Genomic DNA, 24,147 nt, shown 5'->3' with positions numbered 1-24,147 from the left:
AGCCCGCAAGTTAAGGATTTCGTCAAAAACGACTTTCCAATTTGCGACTTTCCTGAGTAAATCGGTGATTAAAATCGCTCCCGCGCGCAATCAACCGAATAAATCGGTAGCTTTCATCCGATATAGGGGCAACCCGGTTTCGGATGACGGAAAGTATCAGTCATGCTGGTCGAATATTTTCATATGCGACAATTTGCTGAAAAACCCCGGCGCCTTTTTAGTGTGTATCAGCTGGTTGTCTATCGTTTCGAAAACCACGATCGAACGGCTTTCGACCGCATAAGACTGTTTAGCCAACGGTTTTTGCAGTTCGGCCGGAGTGATGTCTTGAGGAGATACCATCGAGGTATCGACCGCCAAGCACCAGGTTCTTTCGGCTATGACCGGCAACTGCATTTTGAGCGCATGGTCGGACATATTCATGATGACGTGGAGGTCGGCGTCGTTCTCGTTGATGCCCGCCAGGGTGAAGGCCAGCATTCGAGATTCAGGATTGTTCCACTGGGGCTGATGGTTCGGCTCCAGGCCATGCCAGGTGATGTCGGCCATGCCTCTATCCGGCAAAATGGCACCGGTCAGGAAATTACGCCGCATTAGCGATGGATGGCGTTTTCTGAGTTTTATCATTTGTTGCACGAAGCGCAGGACGTCGGCATTGCGCTTGCCGTCGGCCCAGTTCAGCCAGCTGAGGTCGTTATTTTGACAATAGCAGTTGTTATTGCCTTGTTGGCTGTGCAGAAATTCATCGCCGGCCAGCAGCATGGGCACGCCATGACTCAACAACAGAATGGTAAAGGCATTTTTGGCCTGTTTGTGGCGCAGGGCCAGTATGGCGCTATTCTGGGTTGGGCCTTCGGCGCCGCAGTTAAAACTCAGATTATTATTGCAACCGTCACGATTGTTTTCGCCGTTGGCGGCATTATGTTTTTCGTTGTAGCTAAACAGGTCGTTCAGGGTAAAGCCGTCATGACAGGTAATGAAGTTAATGCCGCTGATCGGTAGGCGGCCCTGACTTTCATATAAATCGCTGCTGCCGCACAGCCGGGTGGCGACTTCGTTGGTCATGCCGGGATCGCCGCGCAGAAACCGGCGCATCGCATCGCGATACATGCCGTTCCATTCGCCCCAGCGATAGCCGGGAAAGCTGCCGACCTGGTACAGGCCGGATGCATCCCAAGCTTCGGCGATGAGTTTGGTCCGGGCCAGTTGTTCGGAGAGCTCGATACCCCAGACCAGCGGCGGATCCTGCATCACATGGCCGTCTTCGCCGCGCGCCAGCGCGCTGGCCAGATCGAAACGAAAGCCGTCGACATGCATTTCGCGCACCCAATATTCCAGGCAGCTGATGATGAAATTGCTGACCAAGGGATGATTGGCGTTGACGGTGTTGCCGCAACCGGTGTAATCGTGGAATATGCGTTTATCGTGCTTGTCGGTTAAATAAAAGCTATTGCCGGTAATGCCTTTGAAGTTAATCACCGGGCCTTCCGCGCCGGCCTCCGATGTGTGATTGAATACCACATCCATGATCACGCCGATCTTGGCTTTATGCAGGGCTTTGACCAGGTCACGGAATTCCCTGATATGGGTCGCCTGTTCCGGCGTGACGCAATAGCCTGGATGGGGGCTAAAAAAGCTATGCGTGCTGTAGCCCCAATAGTTGCTTAGACCCAGTTCGGCGGTATGGGGAGGGACATCCTGTTCGTCGAACGCCATGATAGGCAAGAGTTCGACATGAGTGATGCCAAGTTCCCTCAGATAGGGTATTTTCTCGATCAAACCGGCAAATGTGCCGGGGTGCTTGACCTTGGCCGAGGGATGGCGGGTGAAGCCGCCGACGTGCAATTCGTAAATGATGGCTTTTTCGCTACGAATCGCCAGCGGGGTATCGCCTTCCCAATCGTAATGGTTGTCCTCGACCACCGCCGCCCGCATCGAGCAATGGCTGTTATCGCCGGGCAGGCAGGCGGCGCTTCGCAGCCAGAGTTTGTCGCTGACGGCGCGCGCCCAAGGATCCAGCAACAGTTTTTCCCGGTCGAAGCGTAAGCCGGATTCGCTGGTCAACGAGGGGCCGTCGATACGCCAGGCGTACCAAGTGCCTACCGGTAATTGCTTTACAAACACATGCCAGGAAAAGAACGTATGATTTTTATCTTTTTGCAGGGTTATGATCTGAAAAGGCTGGTGGCTGTCGGCTTCGGCAAACAGCCATAGTTCCACCTTGGTCGCGTGGCGGCTGGAAATCGAAAAGTTGACACCTTCCTCGCTGACTTGAGTGCCATGCGGATAAGGACTTCCGGATTTTGTAGGGTACTTTTTAGGCATGGATTGAAATGAAAGCGTTTAATTACCCGTGATTCTACTGCAAATACGGGTTATTCGGCCTCTATCTTGCGCAAATATTCGACAACAGGTAGAGTTTGATCTATTCCTTGCCCATATCATCGGATAGTGATTGCCTACTGTTACCGGGCATCCCGGAGCAAATAACTCGACTTTTCAGGCCAATAATGCCAGTTTTAAAACAAAATTTCCGCAACCGTATCGAGCTTTCGCGGCAGGAAATGTGCATTATTAGCCAGGTTATCAGCCGGGATTTCTCGCCGCGATTCTTCAGCGGCAGAACGGAGCCTAAGGCTAAAATCCAGTTTTCCACCCAGGAATTATTGGAAATTAGCCGGCAAATTAGCCGTGAATACGCGCCCAGTAAGGTCGGCCAACAGTCGAGATTGGTGTTGTTGGCGGTATCGCCTCGGCGGCTTCATGCTTACTGGCATATTGCCAAGCGCCGATTGAACCAGATCTTGAAGCGGGTTGAGCAACGGCAGCCGATGACGCTCAGAATTTATGCCCAGCCGGAGGCCGAGGCCGGGGCGAGCAGGTCCGAACAGACCGATAATCAGCCGACTTGGTTCGATATTGCGGTTGATAGCCAGGACGGACAGCAGGATATTTTCTTGCCCGAGCCCGCGCCCACCGTCAATGCCATCCGTTATCGGGCCATGCTGGCCGACGCGATCGGCGATCAAGTGTTTAGCCCCTTGGCGTATTCGAATATTGCCGTCGCGCCGGGATTGAAGCCTCCCGTAATGGACCATGAACTGCCCAAAGCGATAGCACAGTCTATAATGATGGCTAGCAGTCCGGCGTCGTCCGCCGGCAAAACCGCCTCCGCTCAAGGAAAATAAGCGATACGATGAATAAAGGCTACCTCGGCATTGTTCTGCATGCCCATCTTCCTTATGTGCATCATCCGGAACACGACAGTTTTTTCGAGGAAAACTGGCTGTTCGAAGCCATCACCGAATGTTATCTGCCCTTGGTCGCGATGTTGGACAGGCTGCAGCAGGACCAAATCCGCTGTCGGCTGACCCTGTCGCTATCACCGACCTTGATCACCATGTTGCGGGACGAACTGTTGCGGGATCGCTATCTACGCTATCTGAACCGGTTGCTGGAACTGGCGGAAAAGGAAGTGGCGCGCACGGCGGACCATCCCGAATTTCACCCGTTGGCCCAGCGTTATCATCTTGGTTTTTTAGAGGCCTTGCACTGTTACCAGAACCACTATCAATCCGATTTGCTGGCGGCATTCGAAAAGCACCAACGCGGCGGCAGGCTAGAATTGATCACCACGGCTGCCACTCACGGTTTTTTGCCGTTGCTGAATATCAGCGAGGCTGCGGTGCGTAATCAAATCGAGGTCGGCATAGCCACCTTTAAGGCGCACTTTGGTTTTGCCCCCACGGGTTTTTGGCTGCCGGAATGCGGTTATTATCCGGGACTGGAGATCCTGTTGCGAGAGGCGGGTGTCCAGTATTTCCTTGTCGATAGTCACGGTATCATGGATGCCAGTCAATTACCCCAGAATGGCGTCTATGCGCCGCTGGATTGCGGTAACGGCGTGATGGCTTTCGGGCGCGATCCGGCCTGTTCGCAACAGGTTTGGAGCGCCGATGAAGGTTATCCCGGCGATGCCGATTACCGCGAGTATTACCGCGATATTGGTTTCGATTTGCCGCTGGACTATATCGGTCCTTATATCCTGGACGGCAGCACCCGTATCAATACCGGGATCAAATATTACCGGGTGACCGGCGAAGGCAGCGTCAAGGCGGTTTATCAGCCGGATAGGGCCGAGCACAAAGTCCGGCAGCATGCCGAAGACTTCATCAATAAACGCCGGCTGCAGATCGAAGCGCTAACCGATGAAATGACCCAGCCGCCCATCATCGTCGCCCCTTACGATGCCGAGTTGTTCGGGCATTGGTGGTACGAAGGTCCGCATTGGCTGGAATGGGTGTTACGCCTCGCTAGCGCGGAGAATAGCGGAATAGAGACGGTCAGTTGCGGCGATTATCTGCAACGCTATCCATCCCAGCAGCAGGCGACTCCCTCGGCTTCGACTTGGGGCGATCAGGGCTATTCCGATTATTGGCTGAACGACAGCAACGACTGGATTTATCCATTGCTGCACAAGGCCGGAGCCGAGATGGAAAAGCTGGTGGCCGACTTGAAAGGCCTCAAGGTCAACGAACTGCAACGGCGCGCCTTGAATCAGGCTTTACGCTCGTTATTGCTGGCGCAAGCCTCCGATTGGCCCTTCATCCTCAAGGCCGGCACTACCGCCGAATACGCCAAGAAACGGATTACCGATCATCTGGCGCGTTTCAACTATCTGTATGACAGCATTCGTAAAAACCGAATCGACGAACGTTATCTGACGGCGTTGGAAGTGATGGACGACATTTTTCCCGATATTGATTTTCGAGATTACCGCGCCCCATAACCCGGAGGCTTAGCTATGCCAAACATCCAATTGCTGGCGGTGGAAAACAGCCTGACGCGAAAAAAAAACGCCAGTCAGCAAGTTTTGATCTTTTTGCTGGCGGTTGAAAGCCCGGATTATCACAAGCAGGTCGATGTGGTCTGGGCCGGGCAGGATGGGGTCTGGTATACCCTGCACGCCAAGTATCTTGGTCCGCGCGGCGACCATCAGGAGTTTTGGCAGGCCCGCATCACCGTCGGCGCCAAATCCGGACGCGGGCTGCCGGGCAATATCAGCTTTGCGTTGCGCTTGCGTTGCGGCGCCGGCGAATTCTGGGATAACAATCAGGGCTGGAACCACCACAGCGGGCAGGGTAGCGGGGTGTATCTGCACGGCGATTTGGCGCTGCAGAATCTCGGCTTCAAACACCGCTTGGATGAGGATCAGCAATTTGTGCAGGTCAAGATCGCGGTAAATCCGAGTCTGCGGGCCGAAAGCCTGCTGTTGCACTGGACCAGCGACAATTGGCGCCATAGCCGGCAAACGGTTTGCCATCACAATAAACGCTTGAAACAGCAGGGCGCCCAGATTTGGACCGCCCGCTTAAAGGTGGCCGACGCCTTTGCGTTGCAATACGGCATTTGTTGTGAGACCGATCATCGCGAGGTTTGGGACAACAACGGCGGCAGAAATTACCGTATCAGCCGCGAGCCACTGAAGGTGATGATCCTGAATCTACATTGTTACCAGGAAGACAGGCAGGATTACAAATTATCGCAAATCGCCAAGGCCATCGATGAGCAGGCGGCCGATGTGGTGTGTTTTCAGGAGGTGGCCGAACACTGGAACCACGGTCATGGCGATTGGGCCTCCAATTCCGCCAATATCATCAATCAGCGCCTGAAGCATGCCATGCACCTGTATACCGATTGGTCGCATCTGGGATTCGAGAAATACCGCGAGGGGGTGGCGATCTTGAGCCGCTATCCCTTGCATCATTGCCATTCCCGCTATGTGTCCGAAAGTAACGACGCTTATAGCATCCATTCCCGCAAAGTGGTGATGGCGCAAATCCATGTGCCATACATCGGCGCCATCAATCTGTTTTCGGCCCATCTGAGCTGGTGGGAAGACGGGTTTCAGCAACAGTTTCAACGTTTGTGCGAGTGGGCCGCCAGCCAGCAGAACGACGAGGTGAAAACCACCTTATTGTGCGGCGATTTCAACATCGCCGCCGGTTCGACCGGCTATCAGTTGGTGGTTAACGGCAACCAGTTCGAAGATCAATATCTGGCGGCCAATCATCAAGGCTTGTTCGAAAAAATATTTCGGGTCAACGACTCGCATTGGAGCAATCTGATGGCCGATGATTACCGGATCGATTACATTTTCATGAATAAGACCAGTGAGTTGAGGGTGACTTCGGCCAGGGTGTTATTCACCGATAGCGATTACGGCCAGGTGTCTGACCACGTCGGTTATCTGATGACTTTCGAGCCGAAGTAGTCCGGATAAACGTTGTGAGTGTCATTTTAACAAGATAACTGCACCGAATATCAAATGATTGCAATACTAACGATGCTTTTAGCGGTGTGCTGGTGTAAACCGTCCGCGCCCTAAACTCTTGTTACAACTCAATTCGAATGCCTAGTTCAATTACCCGGTCAACCGGAATCCTAAAATAATCGATAGCACTGGAGGCATTATGGTAAAGGAAGCGAAACAAGGCTCTTTGCCACTTTGGCATCGGGCAATGGCGGCGGAAGAATAATTTCTCGCTGGCGATAAAAAACGATGCGGTCTTTGGGTCGACGAACAAACCTTGCCGCGCGCAGAGTTGTAAGGCTCGGCGCATGTCCGGCTCATCTTGAAAGCCAAAGTACATTTTTATTCGAAAGAATTTGCCCTTTTCACCAAACACACGAATTTTGATGCGTTGATCTTCTTCGACATAGGGTACATTCTTGGTGACGATAGTGAGCACGACCATTTGTTCGTGTAATACGTGATTATGCTCCAAATTGTGCAACAGCACTTGCGGCACGCCGTGCAGATTTTTGGCCAGATAAATTGCAGTGCCGGATACATTTTCCAGATGATGAGTCTGTATGCGTTGTTCCAGGTCTTCGAACATCACCCGTTTTTCATCCATGTTTCTGGCTAGCAAATCACGTCCTTTAATCCAGGTGGTCATGATTACGAACAGCACGGCACCCACCGTAACAGGCAACCAACCACCTTCGGGGATTTTCAGGCTGTTAGCCACGAAATATAAAATATCCAAGGCCAAAAAAATCGACAGAAAGTTGATGCTGGTAATTTTATTCCAATGCCACAATTCCGAAATCACAATAAACGCCAGTATCGTGGTAGTGATCATGGTGCCCGTTACCGCTAAGCCATAGGCGGAAGCCAGGGCCGAGGACGAACCGAAACCCGCCACCAGAATAAATACCGATACCATCAATAGCCAGTTCACCGCCGGAATGTAGATTTGTCCCATTTCATCGCCGGAGGTATGGTGAATGTTCATACGTGGTGAATAGCCCAGCTGAATGATGTGTCAACACTTTTCCGGACACACAGCTAAGCAGCTTTAAGCTGCACTTCGTAGTCAACGGGCGACAGGTAGCCATTGGCGGAATGAAGTCGCTCGCGGTTATAAAACACTTCGATATATTCGAATACGGCCTGCCTGGCCTCGGATCGGGTTCGATAGGTCTGGTGATGTATCAACTCGGTTTTCAGGGTATGAAAGAAACTTTCCGAGACGGCATTATCCCAGCAGTTTCCCTTACGACTCATGCTTTGCCGGATGCCGTGTTGCGTTAATAAGGCTCGATGGCTGTCCGATGCATATTGGCTGCCGCGATCGGTATGCCATAGCAAGCCTTTCTCGGGCTTGCGCTTCCAAACCGCCATCAGTAGCGCATCGTTCACCAGTTTGGTCCGCATATGTTCGGCCATAGACCAGCCCACGACTTGCCGGGAATAGAGATCAATCACCACGGCCAGATACAGCCAGCCCTCCTGCGTATGGATATAGGTGGTGTCGCCGGCATAGACTTGATTGGGCTTTTCCACGGCAAATTGCCGATCCAGGTGATTGGACGCAACCGGTTGATGATGCTTCGAATTCGTCGTGGCTTTGAATTTGCGCTTGGTTTTACAGGCCAACCCCGCTTCTCGCATCAAACGACCGATACGGCGGCGGCTGACGGTTCGGTTCTGAGCGGATAAGGCGGCTTTGAGACGGCGCGTACCGTAGGTTGCCCGGCTTTTGCCAAAGGTGCTTTGGATCATCTCGGATAGGGCGGCATCGTCTTGTTCGCCCGCAGAGGGGCCTTGCTTCAGCCAGTCGTAGTAGGCGCTTCGGGATACCCTCATGAACCGGCACAGGGTATCTACCGCAAAGTCCTCTGCATGCTGCTTGATCCAGGCGTACTTCATCTTTGTTCCTTGGCGAAGTACGCCGCTGCCTTTTTTAGTAAATCGCGCTCCTCGGTCAATCGGGCCACTTCCTTCTTAAGGCGCTTGAGTTCATCGTACAGATGTTCATCGGTACGGACCGCTTTATTGCTGTCTTTGGGGCGACTGTATTTTCCTATCCAGGTATGCAAGGTATTGACGTTAATGCCAAGATCCTGGGCTACCTGGCTGATCGGTTTATCGGATTCATTCGCCAACTTGACGGCTGAGGCTCTGAATTCGGCTGTATAGGTATTGGGTTTTTCTTGGCTCATTTTGGATTCACGCTTTTTTAGATTATTTTAAAAAGTGTGTCCGGTTTAGTGTAGCCACATCAGAATGGCCTGCCGGGTCAGTGAAAACGCTCCGGAAATAACCGCTTGCGAGGCGATCACCGTTGCCAACGTCGATAGAATCAATAAGGGATAAAGTGCCCAGGTCGGCGCCAGCAGATAGAAAGGGTTTTCAATTGCTTCGGGATGGCCGATCAACAGCGCACCTTGTCCAAAGTAATTCAGCAACAGAGCCGGAAAGACGAAGCCGAACCAGGCATAGCGTATCGGTTTCAAGCCGAAATGGCCCATATCGGCATACAGTGCTTCGGCGCCGGTAATGACCAACACTACCGACCCCATGATTAAAAAGCCTTTCCAGCCCAGTTCACCCAACAAACTGACAGCGTAATAGGGATTAATCGCCTTTAGCACCTCGGGTTGCTGGACAATATTGATCAAGCCCATGATTGCCAATACCGCAAACCATACGCACATAATAGGCGCAAATAATTTGCCGACTGTTTCGGTGCCCCAGGCCTGGATCAGGAATAGTCCTCCCAATACCACAAAAGTTACGGGCAGTACGTAATGTTCGAGTTGGGGAGCGATGATTTGTAGACCTTCCACCGCGCTAAGTACTGAAATAGCCGGCGTGATAATGCTGTCGCCATAAAATAACACCGCGCCGATCAAACCGGTGATGACGATAAATCGGGTTTTTTGTGGATTATTCTTTGCTGTTTGCAGCGTCAAAGCTAGTAGAGCCATGATGCCGCCTTCGCCCTTGTTATCGGCCCGCATAATGAATATGGCGTATTTGGTGGTAACAACCATAGTCAATGACCAAAAAATGAGTGATAGAGCACCAAAGACATGCGTAGTATCGGTCGTTAACCCAGCGTGAAATACTTCCTTGACTGCATACAAGGGACTGGTACCGATGTCGCCGAAGACGACGCCGATAGCGCTCAAGGTTAACGTTCTTAGTTGGGAGTCTTTCGGATTGGCAGACATGGAATTAAAGGATTTAATTAGACCAAACTCACTGAGTTCGGCAGAAACCGAAGGGATCGGCTCAACGGCAGACCTAGCGACAACTGGCGCGGAAAATACAAGAGGCCGCACTATACGGAACACCATATAAAAAAATCGTAAAAATGCACTTGTCCAACAGCATCTTCGACTCGATTTACAACTCAAGTCGATCGTCATTGATCGCCAGACGATAGCCCACGCCGACATCAGTCAGCAGGTAACGCGGTCGTGCGGGGTTTATTTCCAACTCGATAATGTGCGCCTATAGGATGCTGCCGACGTTAGGAGGCGCATCGATCGCGTAATTAAAAACATCATGACCGAATACCGACGATTTTATATACCGAAAGTCATGTGATTTTTTACAGTCAATCTTGCCGAGCGAAGAAACAAGCGTTTGTTGATTGAAAAGATTGATGCATTGCGAGATGCCTTTTGATATTTAAAATATCAAAGACCTTTTTATATGAATGCGGTAGTGATTATGCCGGATCATTTGCATTCGACTGCATGGATGCAGGAGGTAGGGCAAAGCATGGAGCAGTTGCCGAGCATTTGGACAGTGCGGTCAGACGATGGCAATTTTTCGATACGGTGAAATATGTTGAAAGGGAGATTTTCTCGGTCAATTGATGTAGGCGAAAGAGTTTCAAAAAGCCGTAAAAAACGCCGCGAGCTGGATATTTACCCAAAGGGCACAAGTGGCAACGCCGATTTTGGGCGCATTTGATCGAAGATCAAGACATAAGCAAATGGCGGAAAAAAGCCAAAAGCGCAAGGAAAGATGAGTCCAAAATTCACTCGGAATGGCTGATTGGCATCATTTGGGGACGCTCAGCAGGGTAAATTGCTTGGCCCGTGCCGAAAAAACAGCTGTGACCATGCTCAGTGAGCCGGCAGGATTTTGAAAAAAGCGAGTTTCCTTTCAGGCACTGATTAAAATCAAACGGCGCCGTGGTTGCAAAAATCTCAGATTGCCCAACGGCGAAATTGTAAAGCCGAAAGCCTAAGGTTTGGTTTAGCGATGGAGTGTCTGCAATACCTTCAGGATTGCAAGGTAGTCGAAGTTATCCACCAATTGGGCTAGCGTCTTCCGCAGGTTTGCATCATAGGAAGCGACTTGTTCAATCAATTCGGCGATGCGTTCGGCATCCAGGGATTTCAGGGTATCCTGAAGCTCTTGGCACATGCTTGGCGGTAGCACCGACAACATCTGCGCGGTCAGCGGCATTGTCTCCACTGCCTTTTCCGGTTGCGCTTGGGCATGGATGAATTGCACACCGAGTTGTCTGGTCAGGCATTGGTAGATTTCGTTGAAGCGATAGGGTTTTCGCACCAAGTCATCCATTCCCGCATTCAACATTTCGTCGCGCTGCTCCATAAAGGCGGAGGAGGTGACGGCAACGATCCTCACCTCTTTGCCGCCCGGAAGTTTGCGAATAGACCGGGTGGCTTCAAGACCATCCATCACCGGCATGCGCCTATCCATCCAGATCAGATGCGGCCGCCAGCTCAGGAAAAGTTGCACGCCCTGTTCTCCGTTCTCCGCCAGTTTGACCTGAAAACCGACCGACTCCATCAGTTGGGTGAGTAGCTGTCGATTCTCCAATTGGTCTTCAACAATCAGGATGCGGTAGTCGGGTTGTCCGGGCGCCAGACTGACCACCTCGCCCTGAGTCTGTTGTACCGGCTTAGGAATTACGTCCGCCTCGCGTGCTTCTTTCAGTGGTAATTCAACCCGGAATACAGAGCCTTTTCCAGGTTCGCTTTCCAGCATGAGACTGCCACCCATCATTTGCACGAATTGACGTGTGATAGTCAGGCCGAGCCCCGTGCCCTGATTGATGCCATGTTCGCCCAGTTGCACAAACGGTTCGAAGATACGTGGCTGATCTTCCAGTGGAATGCCGGGGCCTGTGTCTTCGACTTCAATCGCAAGATGGGCAGTGGCGTTTTGTTTTATCCCCAGACGTAAGGTGACGCTGCCCTGCAACGTGAATTTGATGGCATTTTCGAGCAGGTTGATCAGTATCTGGCGCAGATGGCCTTGGTCGCCGATGATGAAGCGCGGAAACGGCGAAGTCTGGTCGATGAGCAATTGCAGCCCTTTTTTTCTGGCGCGTGCGGCGAGCATATCGGAGGTGTCGCTCACCATGCCGCCAAGATCAAATGGAACTTCTTCGAATCGTATGCGCCCGGTTTCGATCTTGGCCATTTCCAGCACGTCATTAATGACACTTAATAGGTGTTCACCGCTGCGATTGATGATGTCGAGGTTGTCGCGCTCGCTCTGTTCCAGGCGCGTATTTTTGCGCATCATGTTGGAAAAGCCGAGAATCGCGTTCAACGGCGTGCGTAATTCATGGCTCATATTGGCCAGAAAAACACTTTTGGCGCGATTGGCGGCCTCGGCGGCCTCCTTGGCGGTCAAGAGTTCAAGGGTGCGATGTTCCACCAGTTGTTCCAGATGCTGGCGATATTGATCGAGTTCGGCTTCGGCGCGTTTTAGTTCGGTAATATCGATGTTGGTGCCGAGCATGCGCAGCGGCTTGCCACCGCCGTCGCGAAATACCTTGGCGACCGCCTTGATGTAACGTACTTCGCCGTTCGGCCAGCAAACTCGAAATTCGGTGTCCAGAGGTTTTTCGCCGGAAATTGCAGCCGCCACTTCGCGGTCGCCACGGGCCAGATCGTCCGGATGCAAGGCTGTTCGCCAGGCTTGCTCGGTGCCTGCAAAATCGTCTCGGCGGAGTTGATAGAGCGCATACATGGAGTCGTCCCAGATCATTTCCTCGGTAAGCAGATTCCAGTCCCAGATGCCGACGCCATTGACCAGGGTAGCTAGCGACAATCGCTCTTCTTTTTCCCGCAGTTCAGCTTCTATTGCCTTGGTGCGTTGGTAGGCGCGGGCATTCTCGATCGCCAGCGCGCAGACGCCGGCAATCGCCAGCGCGAGATTGAGGTATTGCTCGCGATATTCGGGAAAAGCCAACTGTTCGATGGCAACCAGCCCCAGCGGCTCGCCATTGCGGCGGATGCGCAGTAGAAATCCTTGCCGGCTTTCAGTCCAGGCATAATCGGCATTCAATGCAAGCATTTGCGCCAGTAGATCGGCGGGTACCGAGTGATGGGGATCGATTCCGCCGTCTTCGATCCGCAAATAATGCAATTGTTGCGGCGCAAACAGCATCCGGAACAGTTCCTCAATGGCGGCAATCGCTTGGGCCTCGGTCATGATGCGGCCCAAGCGCGATAGGCAATCGATCGCCATCATTTGATCGCTGTGCTCGCGCGCGTGGCGGTCATGCAAGTCCTGGGCGGCGTGCTGCGATTGTTCCAAGCGCCATGCCATGACGATCTTGTTCAGATACAGGCGGGTATGATCGATACCGACGGCCATACGCCGGGTCGGAAGCCCTACTGCCTTGGCGAATTCGGCCAGGTTTGCGCTGGCGTTGGGATCAAGGCCGGTATCGAGCAGCAGCAATTCGCGCGTGACATCGCGAAAGAATTCGCCGGCATTTTCCGGCCCAAAACCCATGTCGGCCAAACGCTCGGGCCAGTGTTCCAACCAGGCCGGCGTCATCAGATAGGCGCCGCTCTCGATGGCATCGGATACTAATGCGGAGCCGGCGATCAGGTGGAAACATTGCTCAAGATGCTCGAAGCGCACCGTTGGCCAATCGGGTGGAGGCTCGCCTAGCGTTCTCAGGCAACTCATTCCCATGATCGTAATTTGGCTACAGCCTTCGCCGAGTAAAGGACTCAGATCGTCCCAATTGAGCGGAGGATTACCGCAATGTGTAGAAAAGCCGGCGATGTCGACATCGTCCCAGGCTTCGGCGGCCACGGCGGCGGCCAGTTCGCGCCGAAAGCCGTCGCAGCAGAGAATGCAGTGCTTGCCGTTATCGAGCTTCATCGGCGTTACTCGATCCAGTCCAGCGGATAACGTCCCCAGCGTTCGACGGCATCGGCGATAGCCAGCAGGGTTTGTTCCGGCACTTGCCAGGGAATTTCGCCGTGGTTGTCGGCCAGGATGAAACCGCCGCCGCGCCCGGCTTTGGCGATGGCGGATTTTACTTCGCGCTCCGCCTGTTCCGCCGTCCAGCGCCGCATTTCGATGCCGTTGAGATTGCCGATCAAGGTCAGCTTACCCTGGGCGGCGGCTTTCAGTGCCGCCAGATCCTCCAGCGCGCTGACGCCCAGCCCGGCGCTGCCGGTGGCGGCGATGTCGTCGATGATGGGCAGGCAGCGGCCGGACGCCAGATGCGTGGCGGCCGGGCCGTTGATGCGCGCCAGCGTGCGCATGGCAACTTGCTGCCCGGTTTGCAGATAAAGTTCACGAGGGATGATGGTCACGGAAGATACCGGGTCGAAATAACCAACAGCGGTGGCGCCCGCCGCCAGTTGGGCATTGGCCCATTCGACGCAAAAATCTTCGTTGATGCGCATTAGCTTGGCCAGCCGCTCGGGCTGTTCGTAAATCAATTCGATGTAACGGTCAAAGCCCATTTGTATCACCGGCAATGAAAACGGCGAGATCACGATGCCGATTATCGGTACCGTATCTCCCACCCGCGCTTTCAGTTGTCGAATCGTTTCCAGCACTCTTAATAAAAGCGGGGAATCGGCAACCCTTGGCGCCCGCAAACGGTCAATGTCCTCGGGCCGTCGAATGATGGCGGGGCCGGCGTTGGGCGGGCAATCCGGCTGAAAAATGGCTTCGCCGCCCCAGGCCTGCAATTCAATCGCGGCGTAAAAAAAACCGGTGATACAGTCGCCACGGTATTTCTTTAGCAAACGCATTTGCCCTTCGACCACATAATCGGATCGGGAAAAATAGTCCTCGATCGACAAACCCAGCTCTCCGGCGCCTTGCAGCCCGGTGAACAAAAATAGCGGCACCCGGTCTGGCTCTTTAAAACTGAGGGTGGTCAGAACCCGTTGCATTGAATTCATGCCATGTCTCCCGCCCAGCGTTGCACAATAACCACGGCATCGGCCGCCGATAACCCCATCGCGTCGGCGCCGACCTCTTGCCAGAGTTGCGGATCGAATTGAAAAGGTGCGCCGCCGACCAGGATTTTCAGCGCAATGCCTCGGGCGTCGAGTGCGTCGCGCAGTTCTCGAATCTTGAGCGCCGAGGGTAGCATCAGCACCGAAACCAATAGGATTTCGAGTTTGTCGACAACGATGCGCTCGACCAGTTCGCCGACGTCCATGCGTCCGTAATCGAACAGTTCGAAGCCGCTGGCCCGCATCACCGAATAGACAATGCGCTTGCCCAGCATGTGGTAATCGTTGAGCACCACGATAGCCTGCCGGGGCTGATGTTTACGTTCCGGCGCGCAGGGCGGTAGGGCGCGGTCGACCAGTTCCTCGCAAAATTTGCCGCTCATGTAGACCTGCGAAAGGGCAATATGGCCATCGTTCCAGCGCTGGCCGATTTGTTCCAAGGCCGGCACGACAAACCGTTCCACCACTTCGATGACCGAATCTCCGGTTAAAGCTTGTTGAAACAATGTTTCGGCCTGAATCCGGTCAAGCGATTCCAGTGCTTTACGGAAGTTTTGCACTGAATTTTGAATATTTGTTGGGAGCATTAAAAGATTGGCTAATTACGAAACAAAAAAGGCCGCAGGGAAGCGCTTGGTGCTGATGCCGGCGTTCCATATTTTGATACAAGGCCTCTGAATAAGATAGCCCCGCAAATGATTGATGGTAAATCCCGGTTATGCCGAGGGACTCTGCAACATTTGACCTATGTGAGGGGTGATTGGATTCTGATAAATTTGATCACTGGTTTAGAGAATCCAAAGTGAAAGAGAGTATCAGTGTCTGAGATACAAGTTTACAATCGGGAGCCAAGTCTTAAGCCGGCAATAAGCCAGGCCGGATAACCTTCTTGGTCGAAGGCATATTTCCGATTCAGAGGTGGTTAACATGCTCAAAACCAAACTATTTCCAATCGTGCTGGCGATTTTGGTCATGGCTGCGGGTAGTTCGGCGAGTGTCGCGGACCATCGCCATCATGGCCGGCATTATGGCGGCGGATACCACAGTTTTCACGGTCATCCGGGCTTTAGTTTTTATTTCGGCGTGCCGCTTTTTCCGCGTCCTTATTATTCCTACCCCTATTATCCACCCGCCGGCCGTGGTGACGGTGCCTTCCAGGCCGCCGCTTTACATCGAACGTAGTCCGCCGCCCGTCACCCAGCAATATCCGGCCGGATATTGGTATTACTGCGGCAACCCGGAAGGCTATTACCCCTATGTCCAGGATTGCCCGTCGGGCTGGCGCCAAGTTGACCCTATTCCACCCCGGTAAACGGAGAATACTGATGCAACGGATACTGAAGATGGTCGGATTGGGTTTGGTCGGCTTACTGTCCGGATGCGCGAATATGCCAAGCGGACCCAGTGTGATGGCTCTGCCGGGTTCGAGCATGTCTTTCGAGCAATTTCAGCAAGACGATTATTTGTGCCAGCAATATGCTTCCGGACAGCTTGATGGTTCAAGCGCCAACCAGGCGGCGGCCGATAGCCAAATCGGCAGCGCCATTGTCGGCGCCGCGATCGGCGCGGCCGCCGGCGCGGCCTTGGGCGGCGGCGAGGGTGCTGCGATTGGTGCCGGAACCGGTTTGGTGGCGGGTAGTATCATCGGAGCCGGTGAAGGCGGGCGGGCGGCTTATGCGACCCAGGAAGGTTACGATAATGCCTATATCCAATGCATGTACGCCAAGGGGCACAGGGTGCCGGTATCGGGACAATTCATCAACGAAAGTTCGCCGCCGCTTGTTAGGCCGGCCATGCGGATACCGCCACCACCACCCGGTTCGCCACCGCCGCCACCCTTCAGATGAATCGCCGGCCATTCCCGGTTCAGCCCACAGATTGACTGGCCTTGCCTGATAACGGCTTCAAGGGTCGGTATTCAGGTCATGGGCTGAGGGCTTCCCGGTTCCGTTCCAGCAGTCGGCAAAAGTCCTCGGACGCCATCGGTTTGCCGAACAGATAGCCTTGCGCTTCGTCGCAATCGTGTTGCAGTAAATATTCGGCTTGTCGCTCGGTTTCCACACCCTCGGCGATGACGTTGAATTTCAAGATTTTGGCAATGGAAATAATCACCAGCACGATGGCGGCGGCGTCGGCATCGTGGGTGATATTGGCGACGAATGATTTGTCGATTTTCAGTTTGTCGAAATCGAACTGTTTGAGTTGATTCAAACTGGAATAGCCGGTGCCAAAATCGTCGATCGATATTTGCATGCCGGCCGCTTTCAATCGGGCCAGCACATCGCGTTTTTTTTCCGGGTTGCGGATGAACAAACTTTCGGTTAATTCCAGTTCCAGATATTCCGGCGGCAAACCGGTTTCGGCGGCGATCTCTATGACTTGATCGGCGAAATTTTCCTGTTCCAACTGGCGCGGAGAGACGTTGACGGCCATCGTGAACGCTGGATAACCGGCCAGTTGCCAAGCGTGGTTTTGCCGGCAGGCTTCGCCCAATACCCAAGCGCCTATTGCCTCGATCAAGCCGATTTCCTCGGCAACCGGAATGAAGATGTCCGGCGCAATCAGGCCCAGTTCGGGATGCCGCCAGCGGATCAACGCTTCGGCGCCGACAATCATGCCGCTATCCAGATCGATTTGCGGTTGATAATGTAGAAAAAATTCATCGCGCTGCAGCGCGCGGCGTAAATCGCTTTCCAGCCGCAGTTTGGAGGACACGGCAAATTCCATGCTGTCTTCGTAAAAGCAGTAGGTGTTGCCTTGTTCCTTGGCGCGATACATCGCGGTATCGGCGTGTTTGATCAACAAACCGCTATCGGTGCCGTCGGCCGGATAGATGGAAATACCGATGCTGGAGCTGATATAAAACTCCTGGTCCATCAGTACGAACGGCATGGCGATAGTGCTACAGATTTTTTCGGCCACCGCCGCCGCGACTTGCGGGCTGGCGATTTGTTCCAATAACAAGGTAAATTCGTCGCCGCCGAAACGGGATACCATGTCATCCTTGCGAACGCAGCCTTGAATCCGTTCCGCGGCGGCTTTCAGCATTTGATCGCCGATTTCGTGGCCCATGGTGTCGTTGGTCAGCTTGAATCGGTCTAAATCCAGAAACAGCACCGCATGCAGTTGGCGCTGACCGGAAGTCGCCTTGATCAACGTGTTCAACCGATCCATGAACTGGGCGCGATTAGCCAGATTGGTCAACGGATCGTGATAGGCTAAACGATTCAGCGTGCGTTGCGTCAGCCTGGTTTCCAACAACAGGCCGATGCGTTTGCGCAATACGGCGAAATGGATGGGCTTGGGAATGTAGTCGTTGGCGCCGGTTGAAAACGCCAACTCGACCGAATGTTCGTCTTCCAATGCGGTAATCATTAAAATCGGTACTTCGGCCCCTTTCGGCAAAGCGCGAATTTTTTGGCAGGCTTCGAAGCCGGTCATTTCCGGCATCATGGCATCCATTAAAATCAAATCGGCCATGTGGCGCTGGCATAGCTCCACCGCCTGATGGCCGGTGCTGGCCACATCGACAACATAGCCGTCTTTCTCCAGCACGTCTTGCAGCGCAAAACGTATCGCCCTGTCGTCGTCGGCCACCAGAATTCTGGGTCCGAGCGGTTCGGGCGGCGCAAGGTCGATGGAGGCGCCGCTTTCCCGGTTCAGCAACTGTTCGATGAAGCGGTATTCGTCGCGCAGTTGCGTCAGCAGTTCATCGCCGTTTTCGACTTGGTTGTGGCTGGCTTGCTCTTCCAGTTGCCGGGCGATGGCCGCCAGTTTTTCCGCGCCCAGGTTGCGGCTTGCGCCTTTCAAACCGTGGGCTAATTCGCGCACTTGCAAATGATCGTTTGTCGCCAGGGCCAAGCCGATTTGCTCGATTTCCCGTGGGGTATCTTCCAGATAAAAACCGACCATCTTGGCGAAACCCTGGCCGATTTCCTCGCGCAACTGATTCAGCACCCGACCGTCCAGCGTTTCGAGCGTATTGATGGGCGAGGGCGGTAGCGGATCGGCTACCGATTGGCCCGGATGCTCGGGGCCGAGCCAAGTCAACAGCTTTTCACGCAGCGGATTCAACTTGATCGGCTTGGACAAGTAATCGTCCATGCCGGCCGTCAGGCACAAATCGCTGTCGCCTTGGCGAGCGTTGGCGGTCATCGCCACGATTGGCAGACCGCAGACCGGTTCCGGCAATAGGCGGATGCGCCGGGTTGCCTCGAAACCGTCCATGTTCGGCATGTGGCAATCCATTAGGATCAAATCGAAGGTTTTTCGCTCCAGCCATGCCAGCGCCTCAATGCCGGAAGCGGCGATTTCGTAACCGCAGCCTAGCCGTTCCAGCATGCCGACCGCTACCATCTGGCTGGCTCTATTGTCTTCGACGATCAAAATGGTGCGTCCCAATGCCGCCGGTTGCGGGTGTTCCATCGGTAATTCGGCCGCCGATTCTTGATAATTTTGTCCGACGGTCAAAATAAAATCATACAGTCTGGAAGCCTGAACCGGTTTGGTCAGGTTCGCGGCCACGTTCGGCAAGCCGGATAGGCGGGCGGTCTTGCCGGGATCGGACAGCAGGATGATCTTGAGGCCGGCTAATGACGGGTCATGGGCTATCATATCGATCCAGCCGGTATCGCCGGAGTCTTTTAGATCGATAATCGCAAATTGGTAAGCTTCGTCCTGTTCGCTGGCGGAGCGTAGCATGTCCACGGCACGGATACCGTAGTCGGAATGACGGTGATGGATTTGCCAATGATCCAGACTGTGTGCCAAGAATTGGCGCATTTTATCGTTTTCGGTGATCAGCAGAATCCGCAAATGGGCAAAATAAGCCTGCCGAGCTTCCGATAATATCCGGCTGCCGCACGGCGGGCCGAACGGCACGGTAAACCAAAAGCGGCTGCCCCGCCCAATCCGGCTATCGACGCCGATCTGTCCGCCCATCAGTTGTACCAATCGCCGGCAAATCGCCAAGCCCAGGCCGGCGCCTTCGTGATGGCGGGTACTGGAACCGTCGGCCTGGACGAAGGCGTCGAATATGGTGGCTTGCGCCGCGTCGGGTATGCCCATCCCGGTATCGGTCACGTTAAAGCGCAATAAGGTGGTGGCGTTATCGGTTTGCTCGGCATGCACTTCTATGCCGATGGAACCGCGCTCGGTAAACTTGAGGGCGTTGCCGACCAGATTAATCAATACCTGCCGCACCCTGGAGGCTTCGCCGTTCAATACCAGTGGGATGTCGTCGACTATGGCATAGTTCAGTTGTAGATTTTTGCGATGGGCTTGGGCGGCCATCAATTCGACCACTTCGTCCAGCGTTTCGTACAACACGAAATCGACCGGTTGGCGCTTCAACATGCCGGCTTCGATGCGGGAAAAATCCAGTATGTCCTCGATCAGTTTCAACAACGCTTCGCCGGCATTGCGGGCGATCATCGAATATTCCAGTTGCTTGGGTGTCAGTCCCATATCTTGCAACAGCTCCAACATGCCCAGCACCGCGTTCAACGGCGTACGCAGTTCATGGCTGACGGTGGCCGCGAATTCGCCTTTCATGCGGGCCGATTCCAACGCGGTATCGCGGGCGCGCTCCAATTGTCTTTCTCGGGTTTCCAGTACCTCCATCATGGTGTTGAACGCGGAGCCCATGTCGGTGATGTCGCGCGGACCGCTCAGTTTGGCCCGCACGTTTTTTTCGCCGGCCGAAGCCTTGCCCATGCGTAGCGCCAATTGTTTGATGGGCGACGTTAGACGCCTCGACATCGCCAGCAAAAACAGTAAAAACAGTGCCGCGGAACAACCGGAAACCATCAACGTAGTCCACAGAATCTTTTTCTTCATGGCGCTCAGCGATTGCTTGCCGATGACCAGGCGCACGTAGCCAATCAACTCGGGTTTGGGCGTTTGGGCTTCGAACGGCGATGTCTCCTGTTCGATGCCGCTCCGAGCGAATACCGGCGCGGTAAAATACCAGGCTTGATGGGTTTCTTGGGTCAATGGCCAGGATTCCGGCCATTGCGGTCCGGTGTCGGTGGCCGAGATTGGTTCGCCGCGTTCCAGTAACGGTTCATGGGCGAGATTATAGACGGCGACGCCGAGTACATCCGGAAACGACAAAAACCGTCGGGCCGGCTCCTCGGCATTTTCCCGGCTGGCATAGAGTAGCGCCAGCGCGCTTTGGGCGGCAAAGGCCTCGGTCGATTGCCGGCCTTGCGCGATCCATTTGTCGCGGACGATCTGGTAGGACAGCGAGGAAATCACGAACCCGGACAGCAGTGACATGACCAGTACGCCGAATGAAAACGTCACCGTCAACTGCTGTTGAAAACTCGCCCCCTTGAAACGGGGCCATGACAGGCGTCTCATTTCGACCTAAGGGCTTGGGAAAACCATCGCGAATTCGCGCCGGGTCTGGCTGGAAAAGCGCAAACCCAAATGCTCGGCGGTGCGTAAATTGACCGCCACCAGTAAATCCCGCAGTAATTTAATCGATTCGAATTTTCCGTTGGCTTGGGTTTGCTGCAAGGCCAGGTTGGCCAGGCTGCGGCCCATGCCGAAATTATCCGGATACAGTGAGAACAGCGCACCCTTGCGGACGTGATCGAGATTGCTGGAAAACACCACGAAGTTTTTCTCCCAGGCTTCCCGTAGCACTTCCGGCAGTAGCGATTGTTCGTCCATTGCCATGTTCTCGCGCGGCAGCCATAAGGCGATGGAATTGTCTTTTATTTCCAGTAGAATTTGCCGGAACAGATCGGATGAGTCGCGTAGCGTAGCGGTGGGCTGGGCGACCAGCGTCAAACCACGTTCCCGAGCGGCTTTTTCGGCGTGCTCAATTTCCCAGGCGGTCTGCTTAGGATCGTAAATGACCGTGACTTTATTGATCTCCGGCACCAGCTTTTTCAAATGATCGAACATGGCTTCCGGCGCCGGCGTCAGGCTGATGCCGGTCAAGCCTTGCGGCATTTCATCCGGGCGTATCATCGTGGCGCCGATCACCACCGGAAACGCGGCGGACAGCGGTTTGGCGACCGCCAGGCCGGCCCGTCCCAGCGTGACGACCACATCGATTCCATCGTCCTTCAACTCGTTGATTAAACGGTCGGCGGTGGGGGTATCGCGTTCGTCGAGCAGATAATGCTCGACCGGCCTGCCCAATTCTTGTTCCATGCCGCGGGCAATTTCCTGGAAAACGGACAGATAAGGTTCGCGCACGTTCGGATAGATGATGGCGACCGAAGGCGGTTCCGCCCATGCAACAGCGCAAAAAAGCCCCGGCAACAAGGCCAACCAAAGTTGAAAAAAAATTCGACCAAACAAAATGACTCCTGGGGTAATTCATCAAGCGGGAAACTCGTGTAACCTTGACGGCTAAAATTTAAAACTGACTTCACCAAAAAAGACGCGGGACGCCAGGGGTAGATCGTTGGGGATGGCCGCTTGCGGAATGCCCGCCAAGCTAGGTTCCCGTGCGTCGACATCGAACAGGTTGCGCACCGAAAAGGCGATGTCGACGTGCTTGAGCAAATTTTGCCGGCGCAGCGTTAAATCCACCCAAGTATAATCGCCTATCGGCGCCCGTGCGTCGCCGAAGCCGCGGCTACGGCCAACGATCCATTTGGCTTGCGGGCTGAAGCTCCATTCAGGCAAAAACTCCCAGTTCAATCGCAAGTAAACCTGATGTTGAGGGGCGTAACCGGCATCGAAGTTCAGCGTCTCGTCCCTACTTTCCTGGTAAGCGTAATTGCCGGTGATTTTTAAGGTGTCGATCGCCTGCCATTCGGCCTCGATTTCCGTACCGTAGCCGTGTTGGGTGCCGGTATTTTGCGCGGTCGAGGTGGTGGTGTTGGCATCCGGCACAAAGCGGATGATGTCGTTCCACCAGAAATTGAAGAAATTCAAACCCAGATGCAGATTATCCAGCGGACGGTAATCGAAGCCCAGCTCGATATTTTCCATGGTTTCCGGCTTTAGGGTTGGATTACCGAGCTGGGCTGGGTTATTGATGATGTACATTTCCTGGAACGACGGTGCCCGGAACGCCGAGCCGTACATCAATTTGGCGGTCAGGTCGTAGCGAGCCTCCCAGATCAGCGCCGCGCGCGGATTGAAGGTATTGCCGAAATCCGAATAGCGGTCATAGCGGGCGCCGGCGGTCAAACTCCAGTCGTTGGCGAAATTCCATTGGTCTTGCAGAAACAGATAGGCCACTTTACGGTCCACCGTCGGGATAAAGGTCGACGAGGTATTGGATACATCGATTAGCGGGATGCCCGGCTGCGAAGGAATCGGGGTGCCGGTGGCCGGGTCGATACCGAAGTTTTGGCTGACTCGGGCCTTGAATAAACTATCGTAATTAAAGCCGATGCCGCTACGCAGCTGGTGCTGCTGAAAACCCGTATAAGCAAAGGATTGGCTGATGCGGATATGGCGTTCCCACACTTCCGGGTTGCCGATGTAGCCCGAGGGGAAAGTCACCGGCGCGCCGGCGCCGATCTGGCCGTTGGCACCGATGGGTAGCGTGGTGCCGGCCGGAAACAGGGTCAGATTACGTTCGATTTCCTGGCTGGTCTCGAAATAGCTGAGTTGGGTGGTCAAATCCCAATTATCGATTTCGTCGGAGTGGTAGGTCAGGTCGGCGTTCCAGCGGTCGCTACCGAAACGGTTGACCGGGTCCAAGGCCTGCGCGACGCCGGTCGCGTTACCCCAGTCGCTGCGATGTTGCAGGCCGCCGCGAAAGCGCCAGTTGCCGCGCGAAAGGTCCAGCCGGGCATCGAGATTGTCGCGCGACAGGTTGACAGGCCCCGGCGCCAGCGAGGCGTTGGTGCCGAGCAGGGTGTCGAACTGGCTCTGCAAATCGGCGTCGACGATGGAATTTTGGCCGGCGGTCTTATGGTATTCCAACGCCAACGCCACGTCGAAGCCGGCCCATTCGCCGCCGTGCAGCCCCCAGCCGTCGTAGGTATCGAAACTGCCGACCCGGCCGCCGACTTCGGTGCCTTCGATGTCCTGCTTGGTTTTGGTGATGACGTTGATGACGCCGGCGAAGGCGTCGGCGCCGTATACCGCCGAGCCCGGCCCGCGCACTACTTCGATGCGGGCAATATCTTGAACAGGCATGCCGCCCCAAACTTCGCTGCGGCTGCCGGTATAGGCGTTGGTGATCGGGATGCCGTTGATCATCATCAGCACTTGCTGGTTGAATTGCGAAAAAATCCCACGAAAGGTGTAAATCGGGTTATAGCCTATGGTGTTGCGCTCGACATGCAGGCCCGGCACGGTTTCCAGCACTTCGTCGATGTCGGTGGCGCCGATTTGCTTGATGTCGGCGGCGGTTATCACGGTGGCGATCGACGGCGCCTTGGAAATCGGTTGTTTATAACCGCTGGCGATGCTGACCATTTCCTCGCCGCCGTAGATCCGCGACAACGCTTTTTCCTCTTCCTCGAACGAGACCGGTTGCGCTAGCGCATTGGCGCATAGGCTTGCGGCGTAGACAAGGAAAGGGAATCGGCGAGACATAACGAACTCCGGTTTAGCTACTTTCATGGTAAAGGAAATGCTTTGTCAAACATGATAACCATTTGC

At 54.3% G+C, this 24,147-nt stretch carries 16 protein-coding genes; 5 read left to right on the top strand and 11 right to left on the bottom strand.

Translation table 11 applies throughout. The features are described 5' to 3' along the window. Nucleotides 1–156: 156 nt before the first annotated feature. Complete coding sequence (gene glgX, locus IVG45_RS07625) at nucleotides 157–2,325, bottom strand: glycogen debranching protein GlgX (RefSeq protein WP_196437248.1); 2,169 nt, start codon at nucleotides 2,323–2,325, stop codon at nucleotides 157–159. A gap of 185 nt (nucleotides 2,326–2,510) precedes the next feature. On the opposite strand from glgX, the gene IVG45_RS07620 reads away from it, so the two are divergent. From IVG45_RS07620 to IVG45_RS07610, 3 genes are read left to right on the top strand one after another with little or no spacing between them, the layout of a single operon-like run. Further along, nucleotides 2,511–3,188, top strand: a complete 678-nt coding sequence (locus IVG45_RS07620) for a DUF4912 domain-containing protein (protein WP_196437247.1) — start codon at nucleotides 2,511–2,513, stop codon at nucleotides 3,186–3,188. 8 nt (nucleotides 3,189–3,196) lie between these two features. Further along, nucleotides 3,197–4,789, top strand: a complete 1,593-nt coding sequence (locus IVG45_RS07615; RefSeq protein ID WP_196437246.1) for a glycoside hydrolase family 57 protein — start codon at nucleotides 3,197–3,199, stop codon at nucleotides 4,787–4,789. Nucleotides 4,790–4,804: 15 nt separating this feature from the next. After that, entirely contained in the window at nucleotides 4,805–6,274 is a 1,470-nt protein-coding gene (locus IVG45_RS07610; protein WP_196437245.1) for an endonuclease/exonuclease/phosphatase family protein, read from the top strand. 121 nt (nucleotides 6,275–6,395) lie between these two features. Here the strand turns inward: IVG45_RS07610 and IVG45_RS07605 are convergent, their stop codons facing one another. The 7 genes from IVG45_RS07605 to IVG45_RS07575 form a co-directional block, all read right to left on the bottom strand. Continuing rightward, entirely contained in the window at nucleotides 6,396–7,301 is a 906-nt protein-coding gene (locus tag IVG45_RS07605; RefSeq protein WP_230874797.1) for a KUP/HAK/KT family potassium transporter, read from the bottom strand. Nucleotides 7,302–7,354: 53 nt separating this feature from the next. Next, the gene (locus tag IVG45_RS07600) at nucleotides 7,355–8,218 is read right to left on the bottom strand and encodes an IS3 family transposase (protein ID WP_196437953.1); all 864 of its coding nucleotides are present in this window, start codon (nucleotides 8,216–8,218) and stop codon (nucleotides 7,355–7,357) included. Then, nucleotides 8,215–8,511, bottom strand: a complete 297-nt coding sequence (locus tag IVG45_RS07595) for a transposase (RefSeq protein ID WP_196433868.1) — start codon at nucleotides 8,509–8,511, stop codon at nucleotides 8,215–8,217. The genes IVG45_RS07600 and IVG45_RS07595 overlap by 4 nt, the downstream gene beginning before the upstream one ends. A gap of 45 nt (nucleotides 8,512–8,556) precedes the next feature. After that, entirely contained in the window at nucleotides 8,557–9,483 is a 927-nt protein-coding gene (locus IVG45_RS07590; RefSeq protein WP_330165386.1) for a KUP/HAK/KT family potassium transporter, read from the bottom strand. 1,081 nt (nucleotides 9,484–10,564) lie between these two features. After that, the gene (locus IVG45_RS07585) at nucleotides 10,565–13,465 is read right to left on the bottom strand and encodes an ATP-binding protein (RefSeq protein ID WP_196437244.1); all 2,901 of its coding nucleotides are present in this window, start codon (nucleotides 13,463–13,465) and stop codon (nucleotides 10,565–10,567) included. 5 nt (nucleotides 13,466–13,470) lie between these two features. Then, a complete protein-coding gene (locus IVG45_RS07580) occupies nucleotides 13,471–14,505 on the bottom strand; it encodes a uroporphyrinogen decarboxylase family protein (RefSeq protein WP_196437243.1) in 1,035 nt (344 codons plus the stop codon). Beyond that, on the bottom strand, nucleotides 14,502–15,122 hold the full coding sequence (locus IVG45_RS07575; RefSeq protein WP_196437242.1) for a cobalamin B12-binding domain-containing protein: 621 nt from the start codon (nucleotides 15,120–15,122) through the stop codon (nucleotides 14,502–14,504). Before IVG45_RS07575 ends, IVG45_RS07580 begins: the two co-directional genes overlap by 4 nt. Before the next feature lie 367 nt (nucleotides 15,123–15,489). Between IVG45_RS07575 and IVG45_RS07570 the strand changes: the two genes are divergently transcribed. Together IVG45_RS07570 and IVG45_RS07565 are read left to right on the top strand one after the other, a co-directional pair. After that, nucleotides 15,490–15,744 (top strand): hypothetical protein, encoded by a 255-nt coding sequence (locus IVG45_RS07570; protein WP_230874796.1) that lies wholly within the window; start codon nucleotides 15,490–15,492, stop codon nucleotides 15,742–15,744. A gap of 143 nt (nucleotides 15,745–15,887) precedes the next feature. After that, entirely contained in the window at nucleotides 15,888–16,409 is a 522-nt protein-coding gene (locus tag IVG45_RS07565) for a glycine zipper family protein (RefSeq protein WP_196437241.1), read from the top strand. 76 nt (nucleotides 16,410–16,485) lie between these two features. Here IVG45_RS07565 and IVG45_RS07560 read toward each other — a convergent pair whose 3' ends face one another. From IVG45_RS07560 to IVG45_RS07550, 3 genes are read right to left on the bottom strand one after another with little or no spacing between them, the layout of a single operon-like run. Next, nucleotides 16,486–20,925, bottom strand: coding sequence for an EAL domain-containing protein (locus tag IVG45_RS07560; RefSeq protein ID WP_196437240.1), 4,440 nt, complete (start codon nucleotides 20,923–20,925; stop codon nucleotides 16,486–16,488). Between the two features lie 6 nt (nucleotides 20,926–20,931). Then, on the bottom strand, nucleotides 20,932–21,879 hold the full coding sequence (locus IVG45_RS07555; protein WP_196437239.1) for an ABC transporter substrate-binding protein: 948 nt from the start codon (nucleotides 21,877–21,879) through the stop codon (nucleotides 20,932–20,934). A 51-nt stretch (nucleotides 21,880–21,930) separates the two neighbouring features. After that, nucleotides 21,931–24,081: a TonB-dependent receptor plug domain-containing protein gene (locus IVG45_RS07550; protein WP_196437238.1), complete on the bottom strand. Its 2,151-nt coding sequence runs from the start codon at nucleotides 24,079–24,081 to the stop codon at nucleotides 21,931–21,933. Nucleotides 24,082–24,147: the final 66 nt, after the last annotated feature.

Origin of the sequence: Methylomonas sp. LL1 (assembly GCF_015711015.1) — a bacterium.
Taxonomy (GTDB): Bacteria; Pseudomonadota; Gammaproteobacteria; order Methylococcales; family Methylomonadaceae; genus Methylomonas.
This window is presented reverse-complemented; position numbering and strand designations above follow the sequence as displayed.